Below are 19298 nucleotides of genomic sequence, written 5' to 3'. Positions count from 1 at the left end.
GTCCCCCGGACGACCGCAGCCCCGGATGCCTGGGTCGTTGTCCGACCCCGGCGCCGGGGCGTTCGTCATGCCGGTGTGCGGTTACCGGGGGCCGGGGCGGTGGCCGTGGTTGGGCCGGTCGTGGCCTGGCTTTCCGTGACCCGGCTTGCTGTGACCGGGCTTGCCGTGACCCGGCTTGCCGTGGCCCGGGCGGTCGTGGTGCGGGGGCTTGGGCTGCTGCTTCCTGTCGACGGTGGTGGTTGCGGTGGCGATGCTGGTGCCGGTGGTGCCGCCGCCGGTGACGGTGGCGGTGTTGGTGACCTGCTTCGGCGCGTCGGGGGCGATCCGGACGGTGAGGGTGAGGGGCGGGTAGGCGGCGCCGGGGGCGAGGATGTCGCTGCGGGTGCAGGACAGCGGGGTGAGGGTGCAGGTCCATCCGGTGCCGGAGAAGCTGACCGGGGTCAGGCCGGCGGGGAGGGTGTCGGTGAGGGTGACGGTCCTGCCGTCGGTGGGCAGGTCGCCGGTGTTGGTGACGGTGAGGGTGTAGGTGCCCTGCCCGCCCCGGGTGAACGTCCCGCCGGCGGTGAGCTTGATCAGCGTCAGTGCCGGCGCCGACCGGGGCACGGCCCCGATCGCCACCCCGAACGGGAGGTCGTCGACGGGGACGGTGGTCACGACGGTGTTGGTGACGGTGTTGATCACGGACACCGTGTCGTCATTGGCGTTGGTGACGTAGGCGCGGGTGCCGTCCGGCGACACCGCCACCTCTCGAGGCGCATCGCCGACGGGGATGTTGATGACGACCGTGTTCGTCACCGTGTTCACCACGGACACCGTGTCGCTGTCGGCATTGATGACGTAGGCGCGGGTGCCGTCCCGCGACACCGCCACCCCCTGGGGCACATCGCTGACGAGGATGGTGGCAACGACCGTGTTCGTCGCCGTGTTGATCACGGACACCGTGTCGTCGTCGGAATTGGTGACGTAGGCACGGGTGCCGTTCGGCGACACCGCCACCCCGATGGGGGCATCGCCGACGGGGACGGTGGTGACGACCGTGTTGGTGTTCGCGTTGATCACGGACACCGTGTTGCCGCTGAAGTTGGTGACGTAGGCACGGGTGCCGTCCGGCGACACCGCCGCCCCCAGGGGCTCAAGGCCGACGGGGACGGTCGCGACGACCGTGTCGGTCGCAGTGTTGATCACGGACACCGTGCCATCGGCGCGGTTGGTGACGTAGGCGCGGGTGCCGTTCGGCGACACCGCCACTCCCCACGGCGCATCGCCGACGGGAACCGTGACCACCACCGTGTTCGTCGCTGTGTTGATCACCGACACCGTGTCATCGTTGAAGTTGGCGACGTAGGCGTAGGTGCCGGGCGGCACGGCCTGGGCGGGCTGCGTGGCCACCACGGGCAGGGCCAGGCCGGCCACCAGGACGAAACCTGCCACGAGCGCCCGCAGCAACCCACCCCACCACGAGCGACGCACTCGAAGACCGGGCGGCTCCGACGACGGGAAGGCCTCCTGCGCGCCCACCCCCGTCACGGTTTGACAGATAGTCACAGCAATCCTCCCGACCGGGCTGCCAGAACGGGACGGATTATGACAGTTCGCAATATTCGATATGGCGGGGACACGCGACCGCCCGACCCCGCGCCGGGGCGCTCGCCTGCACCGACCTGCCAGTGATCGCTACAGGCCGCGAGTTGCGCCCGTCTCCACGAACCGCAGCGACGGATGTGCTCAAGGAACTCGACTTCGTGCATGAGCGGGCGCCCGAACCCGTCCTGGACCGGCGGGGCAGTGCTGTTCGAGCGTAACTCCCCCTCCCACAGTCTGGGTCACGCCATGTCGCGCCATGGACTGTCCGTTGGCGTGGTACTCCTCGGAGGGCGGCCGTTGAAGTGGTACTCCTCGGAGGGCAACGAGTCCCATTCAGTATTCGCGCCGTCTCGCGGCACCATGAACAGCGGACGCGATCGGAGGACCTCCCCGACCTGTTGCGCGCGCATGACAATTCCCGGATCATCCGGTGCCGCGTAGCCCTCCGGCGTTATGCGAAACTGCACGTCCATCGCCTCGGCATAGGCGATTGCGTTGCTCTCCAGCTCATCCATGCCCCGCCCGACCAGCGGGAGACCGTCGTATGCGATCTGGGGACCCTGCACGGCGTCGGCAGCAATGCAGAACAGGCCCACAGCCTGGCTCACATAGGCCGTGACGGCAGGCGGAGAAGGAGCGACCCCGCGACGGTGGACTTCGACCTTCCAAGTTGTCGAGAAGATCGCGTGGTCCCGTGCACAATCGCCGACCTTCGTCTGACCGAGTATCTCAGCTGCCTCGACCACTTCGTCGACGGTCATACCGAACCGAAGCGGTCCGACGCCGACAGCCGGCGCATAGGACCACTCGTCCCGTTCGGCGACTCCGAATTCGGCTTCGGCCTCGAACGCCACAGTCGCTCCTCCAGAGAATCTGAGCACTTGCCGTCGCCCATCATGCCAATCGCCGACCAGCAGGCTGCCGGGTGCCAGGCGCCGGGTACCGCCGAGCTCGGGCCGCGGCTTTCCCGGCGGGGGTGGTCAGCGTTTGATGCGTCCGCGTACGGCGAGGGCGGCCAGGGCGAGGAGGGTGGGTTCGAGGAGGCGGGACGTCATTTCGATGTAGGTGCCGACGGCAGTCAGGTCCTGTCCGCTGGAGCGGAACACCACCGAGTTGAGCGTCACACTCAGGGCCTTGTCGAACCGCTTGCTGGTGAACCTGTTCCCCGTGGGGTTCTGCGGATCCGCCTTGTCGATCACAAAGGTGACCTTGCCCCCGCCGGGCGGCACGGTGCCGGTGGCCTTCTGCTTCGGCGAATCCTGGGGGATCCCGAAGCCCATCAACAGAATGATCGTCACCAGCATCGCGGCAGCGAGCCACCCCAGAGCGCGGGAGGCGCGCAGGCCGTAGCCGGAGAGCAACCAGTAACCGTGCAGCAGGCCGCGTTCACCGGACGGGGTGCCGGTGCGGTCGTGGCGGCGCATCTCCATCTCGCCGTAGTAGAAGTCGGCCGCTCCTGGTTCGTTCTTGCCGTCTTCGAACGCCTTGCGAAGCTGCCTGTAGGTGGCGACCACGTCCTCCGGGTCGGGGGTGAGGTCAGCGTCGGGATGGTGCGGTCCGGTGCGCCAGGCGCGGGGCGAGGGTGGCCGGCCCGGGGCCGGAGCGGGCTGGCCGGCACTCTGGGCCCGCCAGTGGTGTTCCTCGGCGAGGGTTCGTCTGCGGGTCCACCGCACCGGCCAAATTCCGCGTCGGTGCAAGCCGGTGGGGGCTGGAGCGAAAGCGCAGCGGCCTTCCAGGCGGAGCTGGTCGAGGTGGAAGGCCCCGGTGAACAGACAGTCGGCCAGGTCGGCGTCGGTCAGTACCAGATGCGCGGCGTCCACATGCTGCACCGAAGCCACCCGCACTCCGGCGGGGCCGGCCAGCAGGCTCTCGTCCACCGGCCCGTCGCCGGTGGTGAAGCGGGTGGGGTGGGCGGTGACCGCTACAGGGAAGGACAGCACCGCCTGGCTGAGGACCACTGTGGCGTAGCGCAGGCGCACCGTCGCTGTCGATTCCCACCGGGTCCGCACACAGAGCACCTCACGCGCCGCGATCTCCAGCGTCACCGGCACCTCGAACACCGCACGGGACAGATCGACCCCCCGCCCACACACCACCGGACCGAACCACGACAGCACCGCGAACCTGGCCTCGGCGAATCGGACATCGCCAGAGAACTGCGCCCCGCTGAACCCGGCGTCCCCGGAGAACTGCGTCCGCCGGAACCCGGCATCGCCGGAGAATCGTGCCTCGCCGAACTGGGCTTCGCCGGAGAACTGAGCCCGGCTGAACCAGGCGTCCCGGGAGAATCGAGCCTCGCCGAACCATGCCTTCTTGGAGAACTGCGCCCGGCGGAACAGAGCGTCCGCGGAGAACTGTGCCCGCTCGAACCAGGTGCCTTCGGAGAACTGGGCACCACTGAACCAGGCGTCCCCGAAGAACTGCGCCCGGTCGAACCAGGCGTCTCCGGAGAACTGCGCCTGCTCGAACCAGGCCTTCCTGGAGAACAGCGTCCCGCTGAACCCGGCGTGCCCGGAGAACTGCGCCCGGCTGAACCAGGTATCGCCCGAGAATTGCGCCTCGCCGAACTGGGCGTCGCCGGCGAACCGCGCCCGGTCGAACCCGGTGTTCCCGGAGAACTGCGCCTGCTCGAACCAGGCATCGCCGGAGAACTGCGCCTCGCCGAACCAGGCGCTCCCGGAGAACTGCACCCGGTCGAATCCGGCGTTCCGCGAGAACCGCACCCGGCTGAACCCGGCGTTCCCGGAGAACTGCGCCCCGCCGAACTGGGCGTTCCCTGAGAACTGTGCCTCGCCGAACTGGGCGTCCCCGGAGAACTGCGCCCGGTCGAACCGGGCAGAGCCGAGGTGCAGGTCTGCAGTGGTGGGATCGCGCAGGGCGTGAAGAAGTGAAATGAGGAGTGGTGCGGTGAAATGGGTGCCGCGGTGGTCGATGTCGGAGCCGGGCGCCAGGCTGGCCAGGTAGGCGTTGCGGTCGGTATCGGTCAGGTGGGCCAGGCAAGCACTGTGGCCGGGAACGTGGATGCCGGTGCAGCCGACGGGGTCGGTGGCGGGATCCGCGCCGTGTGCGCAGTGCGGCCAGGGCGGCGCGTCCGGTATGGCCGCCGGTGGTGTGCTCATGTGGTGGCGCCTCCGATGTTGTGTCCCGTACGGACGGGAAGAGAGCCGGACGTCGCGGCCAGGTGAGGTCCTGCCGCCTCGGAAGGGGTCGTACGCCGTGCAGGGGTCCTCGTCGGAGCGCGGCCAAGCAGCTCTCCCGCTCCAGGTGATCGATCCACTCCGCGCACCGGCGGATCCATCCAACCTCGTCCACCGGGCGTCCGGGGGCTCCGCACGGGGAACGGTTCGCGCTAGGGCAGGGCGGCCAGGTCCCAGTCGAGGTCCCAGAGTTTGGGACCGTCGGTGTCCGCCGGGCCGCCCGTCGTGAGCACGAACTGGTCGTGGGCGGGGAGAACGGCGCACGAGGCCCCTGCCGGATGGGCTTCGATCACTCGGATGCAGCGGCCGGAGTCGGTCTGCCAGATCCGGAGGTTGCCAGCCAGGTCGGCGGACACCGCGAAGCGCCCGTCCTGAGTGAGGTGGGCGTCGACCGTCCAGCCGGGAATCGGGTCGAAGGTGCGCACACACCGGCCACTGGCCGTGTCCCACAGTCGGAGCGCCGCGTTCTGACGGCCGCTGCTGCACAGGGCGAGACGGCCGTCGGAGCTCAGGCTGACTGACGTCAGTTGGCCGTTCCCGCCCAAGGTGCGCACGCACTGACCGGTCCGTAGATCCCACAACCGGACGGTGCCGTCCCAGGCTGCCGACGCCGCCGTACGGCCGTCGGGGGTGCTGCTCAGGGCGCTGACCTCAGCGGAATGTCCGGGCATGGCGTGCAGACGGAGCGGTTCGGCCGGGGCCAGGTCCCACAACTGGAGACTGCCGTCGTAGCCGCCCAGCAAGATCCGGTCGTCGTCGGCCGTCCAGTGCAGGGAGCGGATCGCGTAGTCGCCACCGATGCGTTGGATCTCGTCGGTGTCACGTTGCCAGAGATGGAGCTCGGAGCTGGTCATCTCCCCGTTGTTCGCCATGAGCTTCTCGACGTCCGCCTGCACCATCAGGACCCGCGTGCCTCTGATGGCCAGGTTCTGCAGGAGCTTTCCGCCACTGAGCCGCCGGCCTTCGAGGCGGGCGCCCGTGGCGACGTCCCATACCTGAACCCCCTCCATGTCACCGGTGACGGCGAAACGGCCGTCGGCCGACACGTCGGCATGGTTCTGCTTCGCGGTACCGAGCGTGCGTATCTGGGACACGCTCCGCAGACCGACTCGGGTGGTGTGCCGGCCCAGCTTGCGCCAGACGGCGAGGACCTCCGGCGCTCGTTCGTAGCCGCGCTCCGCCCGCGCTTGCGTGAGCTCCTTGAGCGCGTCGGAGTACCGGCCGTCCGAGATCGCGCGCTCGGCCCGGGCGACCTGTGTGCGTACCCGCTGCGCGGTGCTGTTCAGGTCGGTCTGCGGGCGGGGCCGACTGATCTGCGCACTGGCGTGATAGGTGCCGGGCAGCTCCCAGATGCGCACGGTGTGGTCCTTGCCCAGGGAGAGACCGAACCTTTCGTCCCCGGGCACATCGGGAAGCATGATGAACCGGACGTCGCACACGTCACCGTCATGACCGCGGAACGTGCGGACGCAACGGCCGGTGCGCAGGTCCCAGTAGCGCACGGTCCGGTCTCTGGACCCTGAGAGCAGGAACCGGCTGTCGGACCGCAGCGCCAGATTGTCCACCCCTTCGGTGTGTCCCCTCATGGTCCGGACACAGCGGCCCCGCTCCAGATCCCACACGCGGATCGTGGTGTCGATAATTCCCGCCGAGACCATGAGGCGTCCGTCGCTGCTGAGGCACAGGGCGTTCATCGAGAAGGGCTGCCCGGCGACGAGCTCCCTGAGGCGCCGGCCGGAGGCCACGTCCCACAGCCACGCCGTGCCGTACATGGCGCTGCTGGACACCACTCTGCGACCGTCGGGGCTCATCGCGAGAGAAACCGAATTCTGCTCCGGCTCGCCGACGGCCGACAGGAGTGTGCCGCGGTGCAGGTCCCAGATCTGGACCGTCCCGTCGGAGGCGGTCCAGGCCCCGATTCTGCCGTCATGGGACATACGCACCGGGGTTTGATTGATCTTCTCTCCGCGCACCCGAGTGCCCTCGAAAACCTGGACACAGCGCTCCTGCGGGATGTCCCAGAGCCGCACGGCGCCGTCGAAGGCGGCGGTGAGCGCGTAGCGGCCATCGGGGGTGACGTCCACGTCGTGCACCGGCGCAGAGTGCCCGGACAGGGCCGAAAGGCGTCCCTTCTCCTGGTCGCCGGATGCCCAGACGATCACGCCACCGCTGCTGTGCCCCGCGACGATGACGCCCGCGTCCGGCGTGGCCCTGAGCGCCCCCTCCTTATGGTTAAGCGGCCTTCCGGACGGCCTGGCAGGCAGCCCGGGGCGCTCCTTCTCCGGCCAGCGCTGCCAGGGCATCGGAAGCGTCGCGGCACACCCGGCCCTGACGATCTCTCCCGCCGCGATCGCCAGCAGAGCGGCACGGGCCTCCGGTTCGGCCGGCCCATCACCGTGCTCGCCCAGCGACGCGCAGGCCGCATCGACGTCGCCTCGTTCCATGTGCACCAGCGTGAGCAGATGGCGTTGGCGTCCGTCGGGCTCAGTCTCCGGCCCCAGCCCTTCGAGTTCGGCGAGCAGGCTCTCGTCGCTGATCTCGCCGCGCCGCCAGCGGCGCATTCCCGCATTGAAGGTGCTCTGCGGATGCCGCGGGTCCGCCTCCAGGGCCTGGGCGAACAGCTCGTCAGCCTCGGCGGGCCGGTCGAGGTCGAGCAGGGAGAGGGCACGGTTGTTGAGCTCGTCGGCGCGCAGGTCGGCCGGCACCGGCTTCGGCCGTGGATACGGCCGGCCGGTCGCGCTCCGGTGGATCTCCACGAGTTCGGCGGCCACCTCGGCCATCGTGCCCGGCCGGTCGGCAGGATCCCTCTCGAGACAGCGGCCGAGCAGCGCGGCGAGACCGGACGGCATCTCGGGGAGTCCGGGCCTGCTGCCCGGCCCGGCGGCGAGGTACTCCGCCAGTGCCCGGCCCGCCTCGTCTCCCCTCGGCCAGGTGCGCCGGCCGGTGAACACCTGGAGCACGGACGCGGCGTAACTGTAGATGTCGGTGCGTCGACTCAGCGCACGGTTGGCCAGCTGTTCCGGAGAGGCGTACTCCCGCGTCAGACCAGCGCGGCCCACCAGGACGCTGTCGGCGTCCCCCGCCTCTCTTCCAGCGCCGAGGGAAGCGGCCGCCGGTCCGGTGGCACCGGTGGCACCGGTGCAGGCTCTCGCCAGTCCGAAGTCGGTGACCTTGACGATGATGTCGCCGCCCGCGGTGTCGATCAGGACGTTCGCCGGTTTGACGTCCTGGTGCACCAGCCTGTTGCGGTGGGCGTGCTCCATGCCCCAGGCGAACTGGATCGCCACGTCCAAAGCTCGCCGCACGGCCCCGGCGGGAGTCAGGTCCCGGAAGATCCGGCCGCTCGCGATCCAGCTGTGGAGGGTGCCGTCCGGGACGTACTCGGCGAACACGGTCGGGAGGCCGTCGAGCCTGCGGACGTAGTGGCAGCCGCAGATGTTCGGGTGGAGTCCCAGGTTCACCCAGGCCTCCGCCTCGCTGACGAACTGTCGCTCGTCCGGGCTCAGCGGCGCGTCGCGGAGGGGGCGCTTCGCGGCCAGATCGATGCCCCACTGAAGGTGCCTGACCTGGTAGACGAGCCCCATCCCGCCCTTCCCGGCCAGCCCCACCACCTGGTACCGGCCGTCGATGACCTCACCTGTCCGCCACTCGGGAAACCGCTCGGGCGCTTGCATGTCAGGTCTCCTCGCCGAGTACGTACAGGTCTTGGGGCAGCAGGGTCGCGCTCTTCAGCAACGCCTGGATCAGGTTGTGGTTGAGGGTGTTGCCCACGGGCTCGCCGACCCCTTCCTCCCGGAGCAGCCCGGCCACGGGGTCACGGCCGCTCGCGAGGCGCTTGCGGACCGTGGCGACCGTGTGCTCGGCGATCCTCGCCGTCCAGGTGCGCCGGGGGGCGGCACGGGACAGATCGTCGGCCACCTGCTTCCACGACACGGGCTGGGGATAGCGCTCTTGGCGCAGATACCGCTGCGCCAACGCGATGAGCACAAGGCGCTCGGCGTTGCTCAGGTCGTATACGTCGTCAGTGGCCGTGGTTCCCTCCGAGTCGCCGTCGTCGACAGCGGCCGGGTGCCCGACGATGTGCACCTCCAGCAGGTGGGACCTGCGGTTGCGGGTCTCGATGAGCAGCGCCGAGTAGCCGGGGGACATCGCCCGTTCATGGCCGCGGAGCAAGGCTTCGGTGCCCGGCAGTTGGATCGGGCGTCGGCCCTCGTTCCGTAACCACCAGTGCTGCCCGTCGCACGTGAAGACCCCGTGCAGTCGGCTCACATACGGATCGTCAGCGCCGATGGGCACATGGACGTCGTCCGTGGCGCGCCCGAAGTGCAGAGTGAACTTCCGCGGCGGGACGGCGAATCCGCTCTGTGTGGACTTCACGAAGATGGTCCCCGGCGGAGCCTTGGGCAGGCAGCCCGAGAGCGTCGGCATCGTCGCCGGCAGTACTTGTGGAACGAATTCCCGGATCTGCACATCCACCCCCATGGTCCGAACCTGCACCGTCCTCCTGGCCGCCACCGTATGGTGCCCGTTTCGGGACCGGTCCCGAGCATGGTTCGGAAACCCGTCACAGGTCTCTCACCAGTGCGCGCCGAAGCGCTTCGGTACCGGTCCCGGGCGACCGGTGCTCCGATTTCGGCATGCATCAGGCGAAGAAGCACGTTCCGAAGAACGACGGTGGCAGGTATGCGGCAGCCCGACGGCTGTGGGAGACCGCGAGCGATGAAATCGTGCGATGGGCGGTGAAGTCGTCGGTGACCGGGGTCGTGGCCTGGGTGACCTACTGGATCGACCACCACTGACGAGGGAAACCGGTCCCGGACGCGGTCGGCCCGGCGTGGCCGTCGAGCCGGGCAGGCCATCGAGCGGGTACGGCTCCACGAGCGCCGGCAGCTCGACTCCGGCCTGTGGATGTACCGCATCGGCGTCCCTCTGTGGCAGACGGCCGCAAAGCCCACCGGAGCCGTGCCCGTGGCCTGATTCCAGGAGATGTCGGCCGCCAGGCGCCCCCCGCCAACCGGACGATGAACGACAAGCTCGGAAAGCGTCGCGGCAGAACTGCTCCGGACCTTCGAACGGGACGGCAGAACGGCAGATGAGCCGTGCCGCTTCACCGCTACCGCGCGAAGTGACCTCGGAGCCAAGCGAGCAGGGCCGCGAACGCGGGGGACTTGGCGGTGTCCGACTGTGTGAGAACCGTCGAGCGGCCGCCGTCCTCCACCGTGATCACGTAGCTCATCGCGTCCCTGGCGCGCCCGTTCTCCTCCTCCTCAGGCATCGCTACGGCCGCCGCCACCAGCCGGGCCAGCTCGACCGCAGCGCTTTCGGGCAGGTCGTCCGTGTTCAGCACGTTGGGCCGACGGCGGAGGTTTGCCGCCGCCGCCAGCCCGCCGTACGACTCCAGAGTCACCTTCATTGCGCACAGCCTCTCGGCCGGCGGGGAATTCCGGTCACCTGGAGCCCTTCAGCTTGGCCACTTCCTTGGCCAGCCCCGTCACCTTGTCGCTCAGTGCACCGATCTGCCTGGTCAGGGCTGCCAGCCCGTCCTCCCGGCCCACGCCGCCGTGCCCGTTGAACGCATAGCTCCGTGCCCGGGCGAGGCCGCTCGGGACACTTCTCAGTGGGACCTCCGCCTCCTGCCACCCCGCCATGACGGCCGACTGCTCGGGGCTGCCGACGCCGAACAATTGCCCGGCCTTCTGGAAGGTGGTGTCGGCGAAGTCCTGGAACTGGTCGTCGGCGGTGGACGCCTTGAGCGATTCGTACCAGATGGTCCCGGCAGTCTCCCACGCGAATCCGCCGATGCCCACGGAAGCCAGGTAGAACGCCTTGTTCGGAATACCGGAGTTGTAGTGCACGCCACCCCAGTCACCGAAGACGGTGTCGGGCTTGTGGACGAACTTGCTCATACGGTCGGGCTGGGGGTCACCTGCGAACGCCGTCCCCGGGGCCTTCATCGAACGCAAGGCGTCGCCCTCGATTGCCGGGGTCCACACGTCGGCCCCGATCAGCCAGTCCGCCTCGTCGGCCGTCTGCTTCAGGGACCACTGCTTGACCAGCGCCCCGAAGACGTCCGACATCGACTCGTTCAGGGCTCCGGACTGATTGTGGTACTCGAATCCCGAGGTGAAATCGGTGACTCCGTGTGTCAACTCGTGGGCGATCACATCGAGGGATCCGGTGAGGTCGCCGACCCTGTCTCCGTCACCGTCGCCGAACACCATGCGCCGCCCGTCCCAAAAGGCGTTGTCGTACATGGAGCCGTAGTGAACGAACCCGTCCAGGCGCATCCCTCGGCCGTCGACCGAATTGCGCTGGAACACCTCCTTGAAGAAGTCACGTGTCAGGCCGAGTGCGTCGAACGCCCGATTGACGGACTCGTCCAGGGACGCCGGTCCGTCTTCCGGCCTGGCCAGGACGGCATTGGTGAAGGATTCAGTCTGCTCGCAGTCGAATACGGTGCGCCGGCCGTTGCCGGGGGCGGCCGCGGCGGCGAAACCCGCTCGGACCGATCGCTCGGACCGCAGGCGTGCCGTGGTCAGCAGAGTGGCCAAGGCGGCCTGGCGGACATCACGGTCGTCGCTCTCCATGAGCTTTTCGAGAATGTACGGGGGGATGATGCAGTTGATCGGGCGGGTCCTACTCATGGGATACCTCCTGAGTGAGAGGACCGACGGTTGATCATCCTGGCCCAAGGACCGAGGTGCCGACAACGGCTTCGAAGCCCACCCACGCGCGGACGGCTTCCTGACCTTCGAATGGGCCGGGCGCAGCCTGCCGCGGCCCCCTGAACGGACCGGGGTGGTCGCGCGGCACAGCGGACACCAGCGGGCAGCTGGTGCGGCGGCAGTGGAAGAGTCGGGCGCCGGCCAGCCCCGATTCCCCCGGCAGGGCCACGCTGGTACCACCAGTCTCCTGCCGCTTGTAACGGCTGGCAAACGCAATCGGCGCGCGCAGGAAGGGTCTCGATGCCTCCGCCAGCTGGTCCGCTGCCCACCCCGAAGCGCGGCACGGACCGCTTCCGGCTCGTCGGCCTCCACCAGCGCACGCGGCCTTCAGCGGCGGGCGCGCGTGTGTCCGTATCGAACTCGCCAGCTCACAGGACTATCCGTTGCCCGTTGCCCGGGCCGGGTTCTGGCAGATCCGGACGGTAGTCGACCGAGACCAAGATCGCGTCTTGATCAGGCTTCCTCGTCAGCGAGCCGGGCTGCCAGATCAATCACCAGCTCAAAGACAGAGGCAAGCTCTTCTACGTGTCGAACGACGGCTCGCCAGGCTTCCTGCAGCGCTCGCTCCAGCCAGGCGATGCGCTCGTTCAATGCCCGCACCTGGTCCGCGAGATCGCGGAGCTCCAGGCGGCTTCGGCCAAGCGCAGCAAAGGCCCTGGTGCTGCGTGTGGTCAGCGCCTCAGCCATCTCGGTGTGACGCCGACGCGCACCGGACAACTCGGCGGCGAGTTCCTCCGCACGCAGCTCGGCGCGCGCCAACCGGGCTCGGAGTCCCCCTGACTGTTCCTGCGCCTCGGCCAGTTGCAGGCGCAGCCGTCCCCGGTCGCGTCCTCGCACCCACCCGGTGTAGAGGCGTTGCGTGATGGCGATCTCTGTCTCGGCCTCCGCAACAACCGACGGAAGTTCGAGGAGAGCCCAGTTGGGGTCTGTAGCCTCAAGAGCTCTCCTCCGCCTTGCCCGCCATGCGGCAAGGATGTGGAGACCCCTGATCACTTCCGGCCGAGTGCTGCGCTTGCCGGAGAGCATCTTCGACAGGTCCGGCACGCTGGCCGCCATCAAGGGCATCCGCTCCCTGCGCGCCAGCTCGGCCAGACCGTTGCCGACCTCCGCGAGGGTGTTCCCGGCGGCATTGGCCACCTCCCGCAGCCGTTCCAGAAACTGCCGCTCCGCTGGGGAAAGCGTCGGGTCGAGTGGTGCCATCGAGCGCCCACGGCGGTTGCCCCCCTCCCCGCTCTCGGTCACGCGTCCTCCCCGATGTGGTTGCGCCGCGCCTTCTTGCCCGGGGCGGCAACTTGCCTGTCCTGGGAAATATCTCCGCCCCTGCTTGTTGCCCCTGGCGGCACAAATTCTCACCCTGCATCTTCTCCAAGGAAGCACCGACAGAGTGCCCGACCGGGAGGAATCGCCATGCAGAAGAAGACCGGCCGTGGCGCCGGAATCCGCATGATCCAGGCCCGCCCGAGGCAAATGAGCGCACGTTCCGTGGAGCTGATCGGCCTGCTTGTCCTCATCGCACTGGCCACCGTGGTGTACGTGGTGGCGGGGTCGACAGGATTCTCCGTGATCATGAGTGCGGGAGGCGGGCTCTTCGCCACCTGGCGGGCCGGTGAAGCGCGGTCCGGGCAGCGGTACACCGCCCAGGACGCCGCCCATGAGGAGGCTGCCCGCCCACTCCGGGCGCCGGGGCGAACAGCTCTGGGGCAGACGAACAATGGACCCGCCCCGGATTCACCGCCCCCACAAGCCTGACAACGCATGCGTTCGGGCCGCCACAGTTGTTGGTGTCGGCCCGAACCGGGGTCCGTCCTTGACGACCGGCTCACGGACCGCCTGCACGATCCGCTCGACCGTCTCCCGGACGGGAATCCACGCCTCCTGGACCGGCCGCGGCGGGACCAGGACCGGCCGGACCGGGACCGGCACCGTCCGCCGGCCGCTGCTCGGCGTGGCCTCGTGCCTTGCGTGAGCCGCGGCGGAGCCTGTCGGGTCACACCACTCGGTCCCTCACCGGCCACTCGGCGCCTGTTCCATCGGGATCACCAATACCCGCTCCCCACTCTAGTCAAAGTTGACTAGAGTGGCGGCATGACCGAGAAGACGATTCCGATCCTGCCGTGCCTCACCCTCCAGCCCGTCCTCGACTTCTACATCGCGCTCGGTTTCGAGGTGACCTTTCAGCAACGGAGCCCCAATCCCTACGCGGTCGTGGAACGAGGAGGTATCGAGCTCCAGTTCTTCGGCCTGAAGCAGCACGAGCCGACCCAGTCGGTCAGCACGTGCTACGTGGTGACCGATGACGTCGACGGCCTGCACGATGCCTTCCGGGCCGGCCTCAAGGCGGCGTACGGGAGGGTCCCGACCCGTGGGCTGCCACGCATCGGGCCACTGAAGGACATGTCATACGGCGTGCGGCAGTTCCTCATGACCGATCCGGGCGGCAACTGCATCCGAGTCGGGCAGCCGACGAGCGGGGACCAGCACCACCGACCCGCCCCCGACGAGACCTTCGCCCGCGCTCTCCACATGGCGTCCCTCTTCGCGGACTCGAAGGACGACCCGAGCGGCGCCGCAAGGATCATCGATCGCGCCCTCCGCAGGGAGGACGAGCGGCCCACCCCGGTGCAACTGTTCCGCCTCCTGGTCCTGCGAGCGGATACCGCCGGCCGCCTCGGCGACAGGGAGACCATGACGACCGCCCTCGACGAGGCCTCTGCGGTTCACCTCACCGCCGAGGAGCAGGAGTCGGTCCACGACGACATCGCACGCCTCGAAGATCTCCGAAACCAGGGGCCTCAATGAGTCCGTTCGGCGGCTGCCGGAGCGTGACGCAGCGAGCGTCCGCTCCGAGCCGTGGCGGCTGAACGGAGTGTCGGGGTGGCCTGCGGCCGAGCCTTGTCGGGCCTGCCACATGGAGGTCGGGTACGGGCCAGCTGCGCGGAGGGCGAGCGGGGATCAAGTGACCGGCTGGGGCCGGTACGGACGGCCATGCCGTCCGCAACCGGCCTCTCTGGGAACCGGCGCGGTGCGCTGATGCCGAGAGGCGGCTGAAACCCCGAGCCCGGGGAAGGGGGTACCCGGGCTCGGGGTGTGGGGCCTGCCGGCGTCCGCCTACTTGAAGGTGACGTCCGAGCAGGAGTAGAAGGCCTCCTCGCTCTGGAAGGAGCCGTCGGGCCGCTTCAGACCGTGCCAGATCGTGTAGATCAGGTGCTTGCCCTTCTTTTCGGGGAGCACCGCCTTGAACGTGAATGCCTTCGCGCCGAGGAAGCCCGCGGGTGCGGCCGTGGCCGCGGTGTTGTCGGCGCTGAGGAAGGGCGTGTCCTCCAGGTCGGACCACTTCAGCGGCTTCTTCGGGTCGTAGCCGTCCTTGGTGACGTACATCTCCATGCGGTACGGGTTGTGCAGCGCGCTGATGTCGTAGCGGAGGTCGTACTCGGCGCCGCCGGGCAGGGCCGTCGAGGGGAAGTCGTCCCGCGCCAGGTCCAGGCCGGAGAACTGTGCGTTGCCGGCGCTGCACAGCTTGCCGTCGGGTATGCGGGCGCGGTGCTGCGGAGAGGAGGTCGGGGTGCTGTGGTCGATGGCGCGGCCCTGGACGATCGACTTCCAGTCGCCGGGGATGCCGGGGCTCTCGGCGAGGGCCAGTCGGCATGCCTCACTCGCCTTCGGGTTCTTGGTGCAGGCCACGCTGCGGCTGACCGGGTCGGCGGTGGAGCCGTGTGCGGAGGCGGGCGCGGAGCCGAGGGTGGTCACGGCGAGGGGGAGGACCACGAGCGCGGTGAGGCGCAGGAGGGCGGTGCGGCGGGCCGGGGGCCGTGCCGGGTCGGGAGAAGTCGTGGCGGCGGGGCGGGTCGTACTCATGAGGGGATGCTCCTGGTCATGGGGTCGGTCGTGCGCGTGGGGCGGCAGGCGGGCGGGTCAGCCGCCGGTCTTCACGGTCATCTCGCGGGAGAACGCGCCCCACGTGCCGTCGCCGAGCCGCGCCCGGATCTTCACGGTGTACGCCGTGCCGGGGTGGGCGCCGACGAGCACCTCGCGCGACCCCTTCGTCGTCGGCACGGGCAGCACCGGGTCGCCCGTGCCCCACATGAAGGTCTGGGCGGGCTTGCCGTTCAGGTGGACCTGGTAGGTGGTGATCTGGCCGACGCCCTGTGGGACGGACCAGGTGAGGTTCAGGTAGTGCTGGGTGACACCGCCGTCCTGCTTCGTGGCGGTGGTGGCGGCGAAGTCGCCGGGGGCGGCCCTGCCGCCGCTGCCGTCGGGGGCTGCGGTGGTCGTCACCTGGGCTTCGCGGGTCGGGTCGGACTCCTTGCCGGAGGCGTCGACTGCGGTGATCTTGAAGCGGTAGGCGGTGCTCGCGGTCAGGCCGGAGACGGTGGCCGAGGTGGCCTTGGCGTCCGCCTCCTGGACCTTCGCGCCGTTGCGGTAGATGCGGTAACCGGTGACGGCGACGTCGTCGGTCGCCGCGCGCCAGCGCAGGGATGCCTGGTACGGGCCGGAGGCCGTCGCCTCCAGGTCCGCGGGGATGACCGGCTTCGCCTTGTCCTGGCCGGGCGCGGCGAGGGTGGTGAGCACGATGTCCTTGCTGAAGCCGGTGGTGCGGCCGTCGGCGCGGACGGCTCGGACCTTGAACGCGTAGCGGGTGGCGGGGGCCAGCAGCTCGATGTCCGTCATCGTGTCCTTGACGGTCTTGACCTGCTTGCCGTCCTGGAAGACCTCGTAGCGCACGACCTCTGCGCCGCCGGTGGGCGGCTTCCACATCAGGTGGACGGCGGTGTCGTCCTTGACGAAGGAGCCGCTGTCGGCGGGGACGGCCGTATTCGTGCCGGTGTCGCCTCCGTTGCCCGACGGGCCGTTCACGCGGCATCCGCTGATCTTGGGTATGCCCTTGCCGGCGGGGTTGATCCCGACCTTGACGGCCCGGTTGCCCTTGGCGGCCACGTCGGCGCGGTCGGCGATCGGCTTGATGGTGACGTGCTTGCCGGTCTGGCGGAGTTCGTACGCCCAGGGGTTGTCGAGGGTGACCTGCCCCTGCGACACGTCGAACTCGGCGGTCCAGTCCCGTACGGGCCGGTCCCCCTTATTGGCCAGGGAGACCTCGCCGGACGCCCACCACACGGTGGACTGGTCCGCGACGCGGCAGGCGGCGCTGAAGCCGCCCCCTTCCTCTCCCGCATTGGCGGCCACGGGTATGACGACGGAGCAGACCCCGACAACCACAGTCGCGCAGGCCAGGGCAATTCGCTTTCGGGACATCAGAAACCTCTTGGTAAAGCCGATCCGCCGGTGCAGCGGCAGCATCGAAAGTGCCTCGGTCAACACCCGTGACCCTAAGCGGGGTTTGCGGCCGGAACGGGCCTCCGAGGGGCTGTGGGCTCGCTGTTATCCGTCCCTTAAGGTCCGGATAGGACGCCCTTGATCCCCTGCCCCCACCCTTCGACTCTGCGGACACTGAAGATCACGCTCCGTTCCCGACCCCGGTTGCTGCACCCTTGGCCGCCAACACAGCAGGGTCAGGCCGGTCGGCACACCTGGTAGCCGGCCTCGTGGAGGCTGCGCGAGAAGTCCTGCCGATCGTGGAGCGAATGACGGCCGCGCGGCTCTGGTCTGGCGCTTCGCATCGAAACCTGCGCCGACCATCGAAAATGTATCCACGACATGGTGGGCCTGCTCTTCACCGCGCTGAGCCAGCACGGCGGGATGGCGGGATGGCGGGAGACGACGGCGCCGGTCGGGCTTTCGCTGCCGTGTACAAGCCGGCAATGACGACCGTGTCTATCTAGGCAGGCCGCGCACACCAGGTCATGACGAACGGAGCCGGCACCCTTCTCATGCCGCAGCCCGTTCCGGGAGTCGCTGGTGTTCGCCGCGTCGAAACCTCTCCTCCTGCCCGCTGTACTACGTCCACGTGGACGAGCGGGACACCTCGGTCACCCTCGGCTTCGAGACCCCGCAGCTACCGGACCACCCCAGGCCGGAGTGGGAGGAGAAGCAGTACAACACGCTGCGCTTCTTCGTCACGTTCACCGGTGCGGACGGGCTGCGCATCACGGGCATCGCCGCCGAACATCCGGACCGCCGCGATCGCACCGTACGTGTCATCGTGAGCGACGCCGGGCGGCAGCAGGTCTCGGTGATCAGCGACAACCGCTCCATCACCTTCTCGGCCGCCGCTTCCGAGGTCGTTCACAGTCGCGTGGAACTCCAGGGCCCGCTCTGACCGGCATCGTGCTCGCCTGGACCCAGGGCGAGTGGACGGTCCGGTGGAGCAGCCGAGCAGCCCTGCCGGGAACGTCGAGAAGTCGTACGCGCTTCCGCCGCAGGTGCGCGTCCGCGGACGGCGGCAGCCACTCCGCCGGGTCCTGGTCCGCCTTCGAGCGATTCGAGCGGGCCGTCACCGCGACCAGGGAGGCCGGCTGGCCCTGGTCGTTCGCGTACGCCTCCCGCCGCGCCGCCGTCCACGCCGACACCCCGACTGGCAGGGAGCGTCATTCCAAGCACGCGATATTCGGAGGGCTTCGGCGTCAGCGAGCCGTAGGGTTGGCGCGCCAAGACAGCCTGGTAGCAATGGAGAAGCGTGCGGTCCGAGGAACATGTGGGGTGGGAGCGGGACTTCCCGGTCCGGTATCTCCTGGTGCGGGAGGACACCGACGGTGAGGAGGAGGGCGTGCTGTGGGGGCGGTGCGCCGAGGTCGAGGGCCTGTTCATGGACGCGCCTCCGTTGCCGCGAGAGGTCCTGACGCTGCGCGGCTGCCCGCGCGAGAGCCTGCTGGTCCAGGCCGTGGCGGACAGCGCCGAACCGGTGCGGCTGCTGGGGGACGGAATGCTCTCGATCGTGCCTGTGGATCCCTCGAACGACGGGCCGGCCCGCTTCTGGGACCTGGAGGACACGACTGTCCTGGCCCAGTGGCCCACGCCGGGCGATCCCGGGCGCGTGGACATCGTCGTGGGCACCGGCGTCAGGGAGGACGACTACTGGGGCAGCAAGCGGCTGCCTTCGAGTCCGCGGTTCGAGCTGTGGTTCCCCTCGATCCGGGGGGACAGCCCATCGGGCAGTTGCCGTTCCGTTGACGGCCTGTTCACCCCGCGCCCGCAGCGGCCCACCCAGCCCGTGCACCTGATCGGCTGCGAACCCGCCGCACCGCTTCTGGCCCTGCTGTGTCGTCCCCTTCCGCAGGAGGGCGACCCGATCACGCTCTGGCGCCTCGATCGCCACGGCCGGACGATGACCGGGTACCACCTCGACCTGGACACCGTCGAGGCACGCCCATCCGTCCTCGGCGGGGCCCTGATCGACGTCACCGTCACCGACCCCGGTGACGACCGCCCCACCCTGGCCGCCCGCGCAGTCTGGGAGATCTGGTCCCACGGTGTTCCCACGCGGCCCAACCAGTGGGCACAGTTCGACGCCGAGGGCCGGTCCGAGTGGCTGGACCTCACCCGCGTCGGCCCGTACGGGCTGCAGGGCCTGTCCGGCGGGACGTACCACCTGGACGGACAGCACGTCACCGACAGGACCGGCTTGCTCCTGGCACTCGGCGAAGCCCTGCTCGGCCCCGGCGCCAACTACGGCAGAGACCTGGACTCGGTGGCGGACTCCCTGTGCGGCGGGCCCTCCGTCGTCCCCCCGTTCACCCTCGTCTGGCACCACGCCGACATCGCGCGCCACGCCCTCGCCGGACACGTTCTGCACCACCTCGGCGGCCTGTCCTACTTCGAGGAGACCGTGAACCTCCTGCGCAAGAGGGGCGTCACCGTCGTGCTCCAGTGAGGGAGGCGACGGACAATCCCGGACCCC

At 69.3% G+C, this 19298-nt stretch carries 14 protein-coding genes and 2 pseudogenes; 5 read left to right on the top strand and 11 right to left on the bottom strand.

Translation table 11 applies throughout. From position 1 onward, the window contains the following. Positions 1-81: 81 nt before the first annotated feature. The 5 genes from ACWGE1_RS17040 to ACWGE1_RS17020 all read right to left on the bottom strand — a co-directional run bounded on the left by ACWGE1_RS17040 (position 82) and on the right by ACWGE1_RS17020 (position 9263). Positions 82-1431 (bottom strand): cytochrome D1 domain-containing protein, encoded by a 1350-nt coding sequence (locus ACWGE1_RS17040; RefSeq protein ID WP_453421302.1) that lies wholly within the window; start codon positions 1429-1431, stop codon positions 82-84. Between the two features lie 392 nt (positions 1432-1823). Next, the gene (locus ACWGE1_RS17035; RefSeq protein ID WP_453421301.1) at positions 1824-2438 is read right to left on the bottom strand and encodes a hypothetical protein; all 615 of its coding nucleotides are present in this window, start codon (positions 2436-2438) and stop codon (positions 1824-1826) included. A 126-nt stretch (positions 2439-2564) separates the two neighbouring features. Beyond that, positions 2565-4703, bottom strand: coding sequence for a pentapeptide repeat-containing protein (locus tag ACWGE1_RS17030; RefSeq protein WP_453421300.1), 2139 nt, complete (start codon positions 4701-4703; stop codon positions 2565-2567). 230 nt (positions 4704-4933) lie between these two features. Next, the gene (locus tag ACWGE1_RS17025; protein ID WP_453421299.1) at positions 4934-8455 is read right to left on the bottom strand and encodes a protein kinase domain-containing protein; all 3522 of its coding nucleotides are present in this window, start codon (positions 8453-8455) and stop codon (positions 4934-4936) included. A 1-nt stretch (position 8456) separates the two neighbouring features. Then, a complete protein-coding gene (locus tag ACWGE1_RS17020) occupies positions 8457-9263 on the bottom strand; it encodes an FHA domain-containing protein (protein ID WP_453421298.1) in 807 nt (268 codons plus the stop codon). A 155-nt stretch (positions 9264-9418) separates the two neighbouring features. Here ACWGE1_RS17020 and ACWGE1_RS17015 point away from each other — a divergent pair, with 155 nt between their 5' ends. Then, entirely contained in the window at positions 9419-9580 is a 162-nt protein-coding gene (locus ACWGE1_RS17015) for a hypothetical protein (RefSeq protein ID WP_453421297.1), read from the top strand. Positions 9581-9894: 314 nt separating this feature from the next. Here ACWGE1_RS17015 and ACWGE1_RS17010 read toward each other — a convergent pair whose 3' ends face one another. The 3 genes from ACWGE1_RS17010 to ACWGE1_RS17000 all read right to left on the bottom strand — a co-directional run bounded on the left by ACWGE1_RS17010 (position 9895) and on the right by ACWGE1_RS17000 (position 12748). Continuing rightward, positions 9895-10194, bottom strand: coding sequence for a protealysin inhibitor emfourin (locus ACWGE1_RS17010; RefSeq protein WP_453421296.1), 300 nt, complete (start codon positions 10192-10194; stop codon positions 9895-9897). A 34-nt stretch (positions 10195-10228) separates the two neighbouring features. Beyond that, positions 10229-11425, bottom strand: a complete 1197-nt coding sequence (locus ACWGE1_RS17005; protein WP_453421295.1) for a M4 family metallopeptidase — start codon at positions 11423-11425, stop codon at positions 10229-10231. Positions 11426-11959: 534 nt separating this feature from the next. Then, positions 11960-12748 (bottom strand): hypothetical protein, encoded by a 789-nt coding sequence (locus tag ACWGE1_RS17000; RefSeq protein WP_453421294.1) that lies wholly within the window; start codon positions 12746-12748, stop codon positions 11960-11962. A 165-nt stretch (positions 12749-12913) separates the two neighbouring features. On the opposite strand from ACWGE1_RS17000, the gene ACWGE1_RS16995 reads away from it, so the two are divergent. Then, positions 12914-13255 carry a hypothetical protein gene (locus ACWGE1_RS16995; RefSeq protein ID WP_453421293.1) on the top strand — a complete coding sequence of 114 codons (342 nt, stop codon included), beginning with the start codon at positions 12914-12916 and terminating at the stop codon, positions 13253-13255. A gap of 336 nt (positions 13256-13591) precedes the next feature. Beyond that, positions 13592-14305 carry a bleomycin resistance protein gene (locus ACWGE1_RS16990; RefSeq protein ID WP_453421292.1) on the top strand — a complete coding sequence of 238 codons (714 nt, stop codon included), beginning with the start codon at positions 13592-13594 and terminating at the stop codon, positions 14303-14305. Positions 14306-14614: 309 nt separating this feature from the next. Here the strand turns inward: ACWGE1_RS16990 and ACWGE1_RS16985 are convergent, their stop codons facing one another. Both ACWGE1_RS16985 and ACWGE1_RS16980 read right to left on the bottom strand, forming a co-directional pair. After that, positions 14615-15361 (bottom strand): lytic polysaccharide monooxygenase auxiliary activity family 9 protein, encoded by a 747-nt coding sequence (locus tag ACWGE1_RS16985; protein ID WP_453421291.1) that lies wholly within the window; start codon positions 15359-15361, stop codon positions 14615-14617. Positions 15362-15418: 57 nt separating this feature from the next. Next, a complete protein-coding gene (locus ACWGE1_RS16980; protein ID WP_453421290.1) occupies positions 15419-16756 on the bottom strand; it encodes a fibronectin type III domain-containing protein in 1338 nt (445 codons plus the stop codon). A gap of 634 nt (positions 16757-17390) precedes the next feature. Between ACWGE1_RS16980 and ACWGE1_RS16975 the strand changes: the two are divergent. Beyond that, positions 17391-17720: pseudogene (locus ACWGE1_RS16975) on the top strand (Imm50 family immunity protein); the annotation flags it as partial. A gap of 97 nt (positions 17721-17817) precedes the next feature. Here ACWGE1_RS16975 and ACWGE1_RS16970 read toward each other — a convergent pair. After that, positions 17818-17973: pseudogene (locus ACWGE1_RS16970) on the bottom strand (HNH endonuclease); the annotation flags it as partial. Between the two features lie 104 nt (positions 17974-18077). Here ACWGE1_RS16970 and ACWGE1_RS16965 point away from each other — a divergent pair. After that, entirely contained in the window at positions 18078-19271 is a 1194-nt protein-coding gene (locus ACWGE1_RS16965) for a barstar family protein (RefSeq protein ID WP_453421289.1), read from the top strand. Positions 19272-19298: the final 27 nt, after the last annotated feature.

This window comes from Streptomyces sp. NPDC054932 (genome assembly GCF_053610205.1).
Note: the sequence above shows the minus strand (reverse complement) of the source record. Positions and strands in the feature narration are given on the sequence as shown.